We start from the raw sequence: 10,463 nt of genomic DNA on the forward strand, positions 1-10,463 counted from the left end.
GCTGTCAACCACCGGGGGCTGCCCCATTTCCCCTTTCGCGGGCCGGGCCGGACCATCCCCGGCCGCAGCGTTTGTCTCTCCGATCAATTTTGGCAGGGAATGCGTATTTTTTGTCATTGCCGCCAACCGCTTTCCTCCCTACCCTGTCACCATGAAAAAGCGCATGCAGTTTTTTTTCTATCACGGCATGGTGGCGCTCGATGTCACCGGTCCCGTGGACGTCTTTCACGCGGCCGACGAATTGCTTTCCCGCGACGGCAACGGGGAGGAGGGGTACGAGCTGTTGTTTTCCGGCAGAACGCCCGGCCCGGTGTCCACTTCGTCCGGCCTGCGTCTTCATGCCGAGACGTCTCCCGTGGTGGGAGAAGTGGATACGCTGCTGGTACCGGGCGGCATGATCGCGGAAACGGCTTCCGAGGACCCCGGGAATGTATTGGCCATACAAATGGCGACCCGAAAGGCGAAACGGCTCGTGTCGGTTTGCAGCGGGGCCTTTCTCCTGGCCGCGGCGGGATTCCTCGACGGCCGAAGGGCCACCACCCACTGGAAAGTGGCCGATCGCCTGGCCGAACTCTACCCGGACATCCGACTGGATCCGGATGCCATTTACGTGCAGGACGGGCACATAGCCACCAGCGCGGGAGTGACTGCGGGAATAGATCTGGCCCTTGCGCTTGTGGAGGACGATTACGGCCCGGCCCTGGCCATCGAGGTGGCGCGGCTGCTGCTGCTTTACCGCAGACGTCCCGGCAACCAGAGTCAGTTCAGCACGACACTCGCCATGCAGGCCAGGGCGGGCAAGCGCTTCAAGCCGCTTGTGGACTGGATTGAAGCCAATATCGAGCAAAAACTCACCGTGGACCGGATGGCTGAAAAGGCGAACATGAGTCCACGTTCCTTCGCCCGAATTTTTCCGTCGGAAACAGGCATGAGTCCCGGCCGGTTTGTTGAGCAATTGCGGATTGATCGCGCGCGCGAATTGCTCGAATCCGGTGCCGAGGGACTTGAAGGGATCGCACGCGAATCGGGCTTCGGCCGCGAGGAGCGGTTGCGCCGCGCCTTTCAGAGAAGGCTCGGCATCAGTCCGGCTCAGTATCGAGCCCATTTTATCAAAGGAGAACAACATGACCACAGGTCTCGCATACGGAATATTCATTTATGAGCAGGTCGCGGAGTTGGATTGCGTCGGCCCTCTTCAGATTTTCGCCCTCTCGAACCAGTTGCTGGAAAGCGGCCGGGTCGTGACCGTCGCGCAGGAGACGAAACCTCTGCGCGGGGCCGGCGGCCTGCGGATGATACCCGATTACAGCTTCGAGGATGCCCCGAAACTGGACGTGCTCCTTCTGCCCGGAGCGGCCGAGATCAATGAACACGCCCTGGGCAACGACAGGGCCATCGACTGGGTGCGGGATCAGTACGACAAGGTCGATTGGATGACAGGGGTCTGTACGGGCAGCCTCATACTGCAAAAGGCAGGCTTGCTCAAAGGGCGCAAGGCAACCACCCACTGGATGCTCATGGAGGCCCTGGCCAATGACCCCGGGATCCGGGAACTACCCGACATGCGCTATGTTCGCGATGGCAAGGTGGTGACTTCCCAGGGGATATCCGCAGGCATAGATATGGCCCTGTGGCTGGTGGGGGAGATCCACACCCCGGACCACGCCCGCACGGTCAGGAAGATCCTGCAGTACGCCCCGGCCCCGCCCTACGAGGCCGAGGTCTAGGCCCGCCGCCTGCGCGGCCGTGAAAACGACAACGGGCTGCGGCTGTCGGCCGTAACCCGTTGTCTTGTCGTCCCAAGGAACTGCGGCCGTTATTCGATCGCGATCGGTTCGCATTCCCCGGTTTTCGGCCCGATCCTCTCCGCATGGCCCATGCGGCGGCCGGGCGCTTTCGCCTCCGATAGTACCGCTTGCCTGAATTAATAATCGCTATTTCCACCGGTCCCCAGCAGAGTAGGGCATGGCTGGCGGTGTGTGGATCGAGGATCAAGCAAGTCAAGGAAGGGCGACATGTTGAGAATACTTCTGCTGTCGATTGTTGTGGCGGTATTCATGCCCTGTGCGGCTTTTGCCGGGAAGGTATCGATTTCCTCCGGGGAATACGCCCCGTACACCGGCAAGGATCTGCCTCACGGCGGTTTCGTCAATCACGTCATCTCCGAGGCCTTCAGGGAGAGCGGCTATGAGGTCGAGATAGCCTATTATCCCTGGGCGCGAGCCTTTGAACTTGCCCGGGAGGGCGCCGCCGATGCGGTGTCATATGTCTATATAACGGAACGGCGGGGGCGGGACTACCTGTTCAGCGATCCCATAACCCATGAACGGCTGGTCGTTTTCAGCAAGAAGGAGACGAAGATACCCGAGTGGAAGTCCTTTGCGGATTTCAAAGGGTTCCGTATCGGCATAACCAGGGATTTTTCCTACACGGACGAGTTTTGGCGGCTGGCGGACAATGGCGTACTGACATACGACGTCGCCAACAGCGATTACTCGAATTTCGCCATGTTGATTGCAAAAAGGATCGACATCTTTTTCGCCGATGAGCTCGTCGGCTTCACGATCCTTCGCGAACGCTTTGCTCCGGGAATCGCCGACATGGTCAAGAGCAGCGAGCGGGCCATAGCCGATCACACCGGTGCCCTCGGTTTCACGAGGAAAACGGAAAGGGGCGCCCGGCTCCGGGATATATTCAACAACGGTCTGGAAAAGATGAAAGAATCAGGAAGGTTTCAAGAGATGTACAATGCCCTGCTGGCGGGGGAGTACAACCGTTGATCGCCCGTGGAGAGCCGGTGCCGTGCGGGCTCCATGCCCGGCGGGAGCTTGGGCCGCGCCTCATGAAGATTTTGTGTGAGCGGTCAAGGTGAAGCATTGCACCTTCCACGCTATCCGGCACGCAAACAAAAAACGGGTCACAGCTTCCGCTGTAACCCGTTGTTTTGTCAGTGGCGTCCCCAAGGGGGTTTGAACCCCTGTTGCCGGCGTGAGAGAACTGTCGCTCTGGATGGCAACCACGGCGTTAAGTGGCTTCCGGCGTTGGTTTTGAGGTGGTGTGTTTCGGTTTGTATCCGGGTTTGGTCTTGTATTTTACACGTAGATTTACACGTCAGGATGCTCGTGAGGTGGTAAGTTCGGCCACAAATAACATGCCCCCCCATTAATCCGTTCATCGGGCTGTGTCCCGAAATACGTATTCAAGGATCGGGCGTAACTGGCCATCAAAAAGTCTTGTGAGGGTTTCAGAAAGTTTGAATAGGTCGAGTCGTCTTTGAGCTTCGCCCAAGTTTCACCTGCGTAATGTGATAGCACGTAGTCTACTCCAAGTACGGCATCCATCGGGTAGTGAGGAAGTCGTGGGGCTTCAGTGATTAGCATACGACCAACATCATCCCCAAGCTCACCTAAATGCCGCCCACCGAAATGAAAATGGTAGAGAGGGTGAATATCTTTGGTAGGCTCTTCACCAACATGTCTATCTAAATGCCAAGCTCCGAGAAAGGTTTTGCCCTTTACGGCTTTTAAAACAACGTCAAACTCCAACCTGTTGAATGGGTCATGGTCATCAATTTTCTTATTACTTCCAGCAGTAACAGAGAGGAATATCTCTACAGTTTCAGGTGCATGGCTTGGTATATGTCCTTCCGACTTGATGCAAAACTTCAGAGCCGTCATTGAGTAAAAATAATGCTCTCTACCTAAACCTGTGCGGCACATATCAGCAGCACCGCGCAATGGTCCAGTATCTGGGCAAATATCAGCAAAATCCTTATCAAGCATTGTTGCCAGCTTCGGCAGGATGTTTGCTTGTTTACGCCAGTATTCTTTAACAGAGATGATTGTCATTTGGCCTTCTGCATTTCTGCTCTGACTTCAGCAAACTTCTCACGCTCAAGCGGGTGTAGCTTAATGTTGTTCCTGGCAGCAGTCCTATCCAACAATGCCTCCGTTGAGACATACAACTGCTCAAGCCATGGGAGCGATTGCTTGGAACTCACCATGTATCCATCAGCTGGGTCCAATGGGCGGTGATACGCTTGGCATATGGTCCAGAATTTCGTGCTGTATGATTCGTTGATTGGGGTACTTGCTTCAAGCTTCTCCAACTCGAGGTACTTTTTTAAAAGCTCTACCCTTTCTTCTGCTTTTAGGCTTCGCAACGATCTTTGAGAAGCTTCTAATGAAAACCACCAATCTTCAACTTTGGTAGCCCACCATCGGGGCCACGCATCTGAAAAGACACCTGCGTATCGAAGGTGACAAATTTTCTCTTTCAACGCGCCCCAATCCTTAGAATTCATTGAAACGCCAAGGCGTGCAGCTAGCACCTCTTCTTCAATCAACACTCCACGAGGTTTAACCACGTTAGTAATCATATAGTTTGCGAATTCGTGATCAGGGAGCTTTGGCTCTTCTTCAAGTTCGATCCCTATACGAGGATCAAGCCAGTCTTCGTGTTCTTCAAGGCCTAATATTTCATTAATTGGCGCTTTACTGTCTCCACGTAAAATTCTCCAAATTTGACCATACCCCCAGCTTAGTTCAAGAAGCTCCAAAGCAACTTTTTCTGGATGATCACTTACAGCCGTATCTTTCTCGTATACCTGATCAAAAATGTCTTGTGCAGATTTAATATTCTTATATGAAGTGGTGAAGTTTGTTTCAACAGTCCACATGACGATTGGTACAGGGGGGAATCCTCCTTCTCCCATACGAGTTCGTAGCTCTTGAGCAAGTGTCGTCCCTCGAAAGTCAACAGTGTTGCCTTCTTCATCGAAGGCAATTTCATCAAGTCGAAGGTCAATAATTAAACCTTTTGCTTTTTCATCTTGAATTGTGTGTAGAAGTCTCTTAAACACATTAGGCTTAACAACTTTTATCTCCAGCTTCCCATTTGAAGCCTCAACCACTTTTTCTGTGTATTTTGAGATGATGCCTGTCTGGGCGTCATCAATACATAGATATTTAATAGGCATCATCAGGAATCTCCTCTGGTAATGCTTTGGGAACCTCTATTAGAAAAGACGTTGTATAGCCTTCCGGGGGATCAATCACTTCGATGGTTCCCTTAGCCGTACGAATGATGTCTTTCACCACTTTTAAGCCGAGCCCTGAGCCTGTTAACTCTTCAGAATATGTGGCCGTTGTTCCGGGTTGTGGGCTTGTGGTATAAAATGCATCAAAAACTTGCTCCCAGTTCTCTTTTGGTATTCCAATTCCATTATCAGAGAATTGAAGATAAATTTTACCGTCTTGTTCGCCTAACTCAACCAATATTTTGCCTTTAACATCAGTTTTCTTAATCGCTTTAAGAGAGTTGCTATAAAGATTGAAGAGAATTGAGGTCCATTCAGAATTGTGCATAGGCTTAGTGAAGAGATCGTAGTCATTTTGTATAACGCTTATATCTATTTTGAGTTCATCCAATCTTGGCCGAACGATATCTTTAAAGTCTCCAACGACTCCAACTAAATCAACTGGAACTAGCCCACGATGCGCATTATCAACAACTGCGTGATCAAAGTATCTTGCAAAAGATTGTATAGAAATAAATAGTGAACCTAGATCTTCCAATGAGTCCTGGCCTTCTTCTGAGACGTGCTTCCTCATTAAATCTAGAGCATTACGAACGGCCCCAAAGGCAAGCTTTATCTCGTGCGTAAATTCTCCGATCATTAGCCCTAGTCCAGCTAAGACTCGCAACATTGGGATTTCTTCGATCAACTTTTGGGCTTCTTTGGCTGCGACCTGCATTTCTATAACATCATTTTTGAGTTCGTCGGGCCGCTTATCAAGGATATTCATGGAGAGCTTAGTTGCTTTACCCATGAACGCATCGAGAGCTTCTTCGGGAGATTTATACCGTTTAGTTTGTCGAGGCAGGGGCTTTCTGTCTCTTTCATGAGCCACAACAACCGCAGCGGCCTTGAGAGACATCGACACAAATTCTCTAAGAGCAAAAAAAGCGTCATTTTCGACAAGCCCTTCTCGGCTGGCGGTTTCCTGAAAATGGATTCCTTCCGGGTCGTTGACGCTTACATAACCCATGAAGTTTGTATTCCTATGTGGACCTAAGACTGAGCGGAGACTTGACGAGTGCTCTAAGCGAAGCCAGTCATCATATTTTTCCCCAAAGGGGAGAACCCGAAACCCATTCCTATAGAGTCTGATGCCCCCATTTTCTTGAAGGGCGTTACGAACAACCGTTTTAAAGCTTGTTGGTATGTAATCTGAATCATCAATAAAATAATGCGCTTGGAAAGATATCCCGCCCGGGATAATCTGCTTATACTTTGTGTTGATGTCGATCGGTTGGTCCTTGATTTCTAAACCGACCTTTTTTCCGTCAAAAGACCAATAAGCCCTCCCTGCATCGTCGATGTGACCGTTAACTACTCCAACCGCATGTTTGAGGATGACAGATTCTACATCCGCAACAGTTTCAATCTCTCCATTTTGTTGGACGTAAAATGCGGTGTTAAAGCCAGGGTCTATTTTTTTTATCCCGGTTTTTTCTTTTGATAACGGGTAAGGCTCCAACAACTCAGATGTGTAGCGGTAGGCTCGTGAAATCTGAGTTCGACTCCATGAATCACGAAGGTTTTCAATTACAAGTAGCGTGCCTTGTGGACGGTCTTTTGGGAGTTCAGATATGATATGGGATATTGTCGCCAGCTCTTTGTGGGCAGTGTATTTATTCCAATCAACAGAAATTTTGAGTGCGTTCGGAGATTCTTTTGTTTGCGTAATAATCGTGAGCTTTGTTCCCAATCTTTGAGCTGCAAAACGGCCAATGCCTTTGCGCCCAGCTCTCGCTCGTTTATAGAGCGGAGAAAAAGGGGTATCTGCTTTATCAGTAGTGGAAAGACGCATAAATCCATTAATTAGCTGGCTACGCGTCATTCCATTCCCGTTGTCAAAAATCTCTAGTGTTCCTCCAGGACTATCAACATCGATGAATGTTAGCTCTACAAGTTTTGCGTCAGCGTCATAGCCGTTTTTTACTAACTCTGCGACAGCTGTTTCCTGTTTAGCAACCAGCTCACGACCCAATCTGTCAATATGGCTTGCATCAACAGAAAATCTAACACGATTCTCATCTGATTCAGCAAGCTGTGCTGTCAGTGTTAAGACCTCATCGAGATCGACATCTTCTCTCCCGAGCAAATTCATGAGTTCTATTTGTAAATCTTTCGTCTTAGCCATTGGTCATCCTCGATTTGATCGGATATGCTGACGTCTAATTTGTGCGAGGGCTAGTTCTTCCTGGAAGTAGGATTTGTAATTGACCCCATGCTGTCTCTCAAGCGGAGTTAGAAAGAAGGCATCAGCGACTTCGATTGCTCTGGTGGTGTTTCCCTCACGGAGAAAACGATCTGCCTTATCGCAAGCATTATCGAGTCCATCCTTGTCATACAATTCCGGGAGGAGCACCTTTATGCGCTTTGCAGCATTAGGCTCAAGCTTTAAGACGCCTGAACCGTACCCTTTTCCTTCAATCTCCGCAGAAAGCTGTGAGAACGAAGTGAGGAGCGACAAGGCGACCAAGCGGTGTTTCTCATGGGGTATGTCTTCATTGAAGAAAACACGATGAATGCTATTGGTGCAGTTCAACCCATGCTCATTCAAAACGATTCGAGGACACTCTTGCTTCATGTATGTGAAAAATGCATCTGGGATTCGATGATCATCTGGTGAATGCCAATTGCTTCGTTTTTTAAAAGTCTTAACGGACCTTCGTTTTTTGCGAGAGTAAGAAGCAAGGTAATCTCTAATGGGCTGATCAATGCCTTTATCCAAGCTATCAGTATCGATCAGCAGGCAGGGTTTGTTGGAGTTCAGGGTTGCTAAATAATCATCCTGTGTGAAAGATAGCCCAGGCGCGTTTGTTATCTTCGCAAGTAGAGGCCTTGAATACCGAGGGTAAAGTTGATGGTTTTCAGCGTGTTCTCTGTCCACAACAAAGAACTTGTTGTCACCTGTCACTATACCAATAATAATCGAAAACAGATCACCAGCCCTTCGGCATTCCGCCATATTGGCCAATTGGTCGAATAGTTCTTTACTTCGAGGCTTCATCAGCGACATGTTCAGGCTGGAATCGAAGACAGTACCAACTGGCTTTCTGCACTTTAAAGCCCAAATCTGATTTTTGAGATTTTCAATACTTTTTGCTTCTGCAACATTAATCACTGCTTGGCAGTCTGCTTCTCTACGGAAGCCTTCAGCTAGAAGTATGACTGTGTTTTCCTCTGTGCCTTCTGACAGAAAGAGTCGATCATGCAGGACTATAGCAGTAATGAAGTCAAAATGCTTCTGGATGAATGCCCTGACTTCAGCCGCATATTCAGCTTGTAAAAAACTCCCAGGAAGTACAAATGCAAGTCGACCACCAGACTTTAAAAAATAGATGCTGTGTACAACGAAATAGGCCCACAGGCTTGCCCGTTTAGAAATATTCAATCCGAGGTCTTTGCAGGTTTTTCGAGCAACCTCTTTTTGGCGCGAGGTCGTGTTGTGGTGTGAGACATATGGAGGGTTTCCGAGTACCACGTTAAATTGTCTATCACGAAATGACTTCTCATTAGTAGCTAAGAAGTCCGTTGTAAGGAAATTGCCGTTTCTGCCTGGCAGTATGTCATCGAGATATGAAAAAGCATTTACGTCGATATCACAGCCATAGATTTGCTTTTCAGGCTGGTTACACCCCAGTTTTTCTAAACGGGTTTTGGACTCACCTATGAAGCCACAGCCGCCAAAGCTAGGCTCTAATACGATATCGGTTTCAGATCGAATTGCCCAATCCGTCAACACCGCTATCAACCCTTCTGGTGTGTAGAAGGAGCCGAGCCTTTTTTTTGCTTCTTGGCTGAGTACTTGGTTGTGATTCACGTCGAAATAATTCCTATGAGTACATTTAGAGAGATAGGCGAATAGCACCAGAACGCATTCCACCCAATTATAGCACTTTAATATGCACCACCCTAGAGGATAAATCAACCTATAATATCAACGTGTTAAGGTGCGTATAGATTCAATGACTACTGATAGTTACTCATGTTGAAGGCCCTCCTTGACAAGAATAGCGATTCCGCGGTTGCCGTTAACATACTGTGGATATTGACTTTTTATGTTTTTATGCTATAATGATATTGTCGTTTTTCGCCAAGCCATAATCACGGCTCGGCATCCCATCACATAACCCGGACGATCATCGATCTCGCGTCTGCTGCGGTAGCCGTGGGCTTTGTTGCGTCCTATGAACAGGAGGCTCCCATGTGGAACGAACCTTCGCGGGCTCGGCTTGATGCCGTGCCTCGCCTCTATGAAACCGAGGACATTCCAGTCCAAAACAAGCTAATTTACCTGCATTTCTTTATCGGCGGCTGCGACTGGTACGTGGCCGAGTTCGACGGGGAGGATACCTGCTTCGGGTATTCCATCCTGAACCGGGATTACCAGAACGCCGAGTGGGGGTATTTCTCATTGGCCGAACTCAAGGGGCTGAGCGTCGGTTGGGTCGAGGTGGATTGCGAGGGGCCGTGGGAAGTTGTCCCGGCCTACGCCATACCAGAAATTCGGAGGAGGGCGTGATGGACATCCGTGACATGGAGGACCTGATTGTCAGCTTGTTCGATCCCCAGCTGACGTTGGCCGAGAAAACCGGGTTGCTGCGTGACCACCCCGTTGATTTCACATGGTGCCTGAGCGACGTGGACGGCCCTGTGGTGATTTACGGAATCGAGGTCGTTTTCGAGTCCGGTGTGGCGTATCGGCTGGTCCTGATTCCCGGGGACCTGTGAGAATGCGCCGTATTTGCGCCCTGAGCGTGTTTTGCCAGTCAGTCGGCATCAAGCAGCCGTGCCGGTGTAAAAATGGCCTGTCCTCGCACTGGTGCGCCAGAAACCCGGATGTGCAGCGGTGACGGTGGCCGTTCAGCGCATCGTCCAGGAGGACGGCACCGGATGCGGATTAGCCTGTGTGGCAATGGTGGTCGGCTGCACCTACGCGGAGATCAGGATTCTTGCCATCAATGAGCTGGGCTTTGACCCGGCTGGACCATTCTTCACGGACTACGCCGACATCCGCGCCATGCTGGCCAGCTTCGGCTATCGGCTGTCCCGGCGGACCGTATTTGCAGGGTATGGCTCTCTTAGCCCCTTATCCCTTCTGGGCGTTGAACGGGCTGGCAGCGGCGAGGAAGACCACTGGATGGTCCATGTGAAATGCGGCCTCGACCGGTATGCGCTGGACCCGGCTGGGCAAGTCAAATCCGAGCGGCGGCGGGACTGGTGGAGGATTTTCCCGGTCAGCTATGCGAACATCACCAAGTTCTAGGTGTGGAGTTGCAAGACGTTGTTCACAGCGGCTCCCAATCGGCTGATAGGCGTTTTATGCTGTAACGCCGAATGATTCCTGTAATAATTGTATTCATGGAGCCAGCGAGGCAACTCGCTGGCT

The 10,463-nt window shown here is 50.3% G+C and carries 10 protein-coding genes; 6 read left to right on the forward strand and 4 right to left on the reverse strand.

What is annotated here, in order from left to right; genetic code table 11:
* The first annotated feature begins 163 nt into the window (after positions 1 to 163).
* From AB6M95_RS13160 to AB6M95_RS13170, 3 genes are all read left to right on the forward strand, one after another.
* Positions 164 to 1,162 (forward strand): GlxA family transcriptional regulator, encoded by a 999-nt coding sequence (locus AB6M95_RS13160; RefSeq protein ID WP_371387220.1) that lies wholly within the window; start codon positions 164 to 166, stop codon positions 1,160 to 1,162.
* Positions 1,125 to 1,727 carry a DJ-1/PfpI family protein gene (locus tag AB6M95_RS13165; protein WP_371387221.1) on the forward strand — a complete coding sequence of 201 codons (603 nt, stop codon included), beginning with the start codon at positions 1,125 to 1,127 and terminating at the stop codon, positions 1,725 to 1,727. Before AB6M95_RS13160 ends, AB6M95_RS13165 begins: the two co-directional genes overlap by 38 nt.
* A 288-nt stretch (positions 1,728 to 2,015) precedes the next feature.
* The gene (locus AB6M95_RS13170) at positions 2,016 to 2,780 is read left to right on the forward strand and encodes a substrate-binding periplasmic protein (RefSeq protein WP_371387222.1); all 765 of its coding nucleotides are present in this window, start codon (positions 2,016 to 2,018) and stop codon (positions 2,778 to 2,780) included.
* 324 nt (positions 2,781 to 3,104) lie between these two features.
* Here the strand turns inward: AB6M95_RS13170 and AB6M95_RS13175 are convergent, their stop codons facing one another.
* The 4 genes from AB6M95_RS13175 to AB6M95_RS13190 are packed head-to-tail and all read right to left on the reverse strand — an operon-like array spanning position 3,105 to position 8,894.
* Positions 3,105 to 3,848, reverse strand: a complete 744-nt coding sequence (locus AB6M95_RS13175) for a hypothetical protein (protein WP_371387223.1) — start codon at positions 3,846 to 3,848, stop codon at positions 3,105 to 3,107.
* Entirely contained in the window at positions 3,845 to 4,981 is a 1,137-nt protein-coding gene (locus AB6M95_RS13180) for a hypothetical protein (RefSeq protein WP_371387224.1), read from the reverse strand. The genes AB6M95_RS13175 and AB6M95_RS13180 overlap by 4 nt, the downstream gene beginning before the upstream one ends.
* Positions 4,968 to 7,208 (reverse strand): sensor histidine kinase, encoded by a 2,241-nt coding sequence (locus AB6M95_RS13185; RefSeq protein WP_371387225.1) that lies wholly within the window; start codon positions 7,206 to 7,208, stop codon positions 4,968 to 4,970. The genes AB6M95_RS13180 and AB6M95_RS13185 overlap by 14 nt, the downstream gene beginning before the upstream one ends.
* A 3-nt stretch (positions 7,209 to 7,211) precedes the next feature.
* Positions 7,212 to 8,894 carry an HsdM family class I SAM-dependent methyltransferase gene (locus tag AB6M95_RS13190; RefSeq protein ID WP_371387226.1) on the reverse strand — a complete coding sequence of 561 codons (1,683 nt, stop codon included), beginning with the start codon at positions 8,892 to 8,894 and terminating at the stop codon, positions 7,212 to 7,214.
* Positions 8,895 to 9,278: 384 nt separating this feature from the next.
* Here AB6M95_RS13190 and AB6M95_RS13195 point away from each other — a divergent pair, with 384 nt between their 5' ends.
* From AB6M95_RS13195 to AB6M95_RS13205, 3 genes are all read left to right on the forward strand, one after another.
* Positions 9,279 to 9,596, forward strand: a complete 318-nt coding sequence (locus AB6M95_RS13195; protein WP_371387227.1) for a DUF2958 domain-containing protein — start codon at positions 9,279 to 9,281, stop codon at positions 9,594 to 9,596.
* A complete protein-coding gene (locus AB6M95_RS13200; protein WP_371387228.1) occupies positions 9,596 to 9,805 on the forward strand; it encodes a hypothetical protein in 210 nt (69 codons plus the stop codon). Before AB6M95_RS13195 ends, AB6M95_RS13200 begins: the two co-directional genes overlap by 1 nt.
* Before the next feature lie 118 nt (positions 9,806 to 9,923).
* The gene (locus AB6M95_RS13205) at positions 9,924 to 10,340 is read left to right on the forward strand and encodes a hypothetical protein (RefSeq protein WP_371387229.1); all 417 of its coding nucleotides are present in this window, start codon (positions 9,924 to 9,926) and stop codon (positions 10,338 to 10,340) included.
* The last annotated feature ends 123 nt before the right edge of the window (positions 10,341 to 10,463 follow it).

This window comes from Pseudodesulfovibrio karagichevae, assembly GCF_041414475.1.
In the GTDB taxonomy this organism is placed as follows: Bacteria; Desulfobacterota; Desulfovibrionia; order Desulfovibrionales; family Desulfovibrionaceae; genus Pseudodesulfovibrio; species Pseudodesulfovibrio karagichevae.

What these genes read in the sequence shown, in the direction of transcription:
- AB6M95_RS13160 (WP_371387220.1), top strand. Translation starts at nt 164, where the DNA reads ATGCAGTTTTTTTTCTATCACGGCATGGTGGCGCTCGATGTCACCGGT.
- AB6M95_RS13165 (WP_371387221.1), top strand. Translation starts at nt 1,125, where the DNA reads ATGACCACAGGTCTCGCATACGGAATATTCATTTATGAGCAGGTCGCG.
- AB6M95_RS13170 (WP_371387222.1), top strand. Translation starts at nt 2,016, where the DNA reads ATGTTGAGAATACTTCTGCTGTCGATTGTTGTGGCGGTATTCATGCCC.
- AB6M95_RS13175 (WP_371387223.1), bottom strand. Translation starts at nt 3,848, where the DNA reads ATGACAATCATCTCTGTTAAAGAATACTGGCGTAAACAAGCAAACATC.
- AB6M95_RS13180 (WP_371387224.1), bottom strand. Translation starts at nt 4,981, where the DNA reads ATGATGCCTATTAAATATCTATGTATTGATGACGCCCAGACAGGCATC.
- AB6M95_RS13185 (WP_371387225.1), bottom strand. Translation starts at nt 7,208, where the DNA reads ATGGCTAAGACGAAAGATTTACAAATAGAACTCATGAATTTGCTCGGG.
- AB6M95_RS13195 (WP_371387227.1), top strand. Translation starts at nt 9,279, where the DNA reads ATGTGGAACGAACCTTCGCGGGCTCGGCTTGATGCCGTGCCTCGCCTC.
- AB6M95_RS13200 (WP_371387228.1), top strand. Translation starts at nt 9,596, where the DNA reads ATGGACATCCGTGACATGGAGGACCTGATTGTCAGCTTGTTCGATCCC.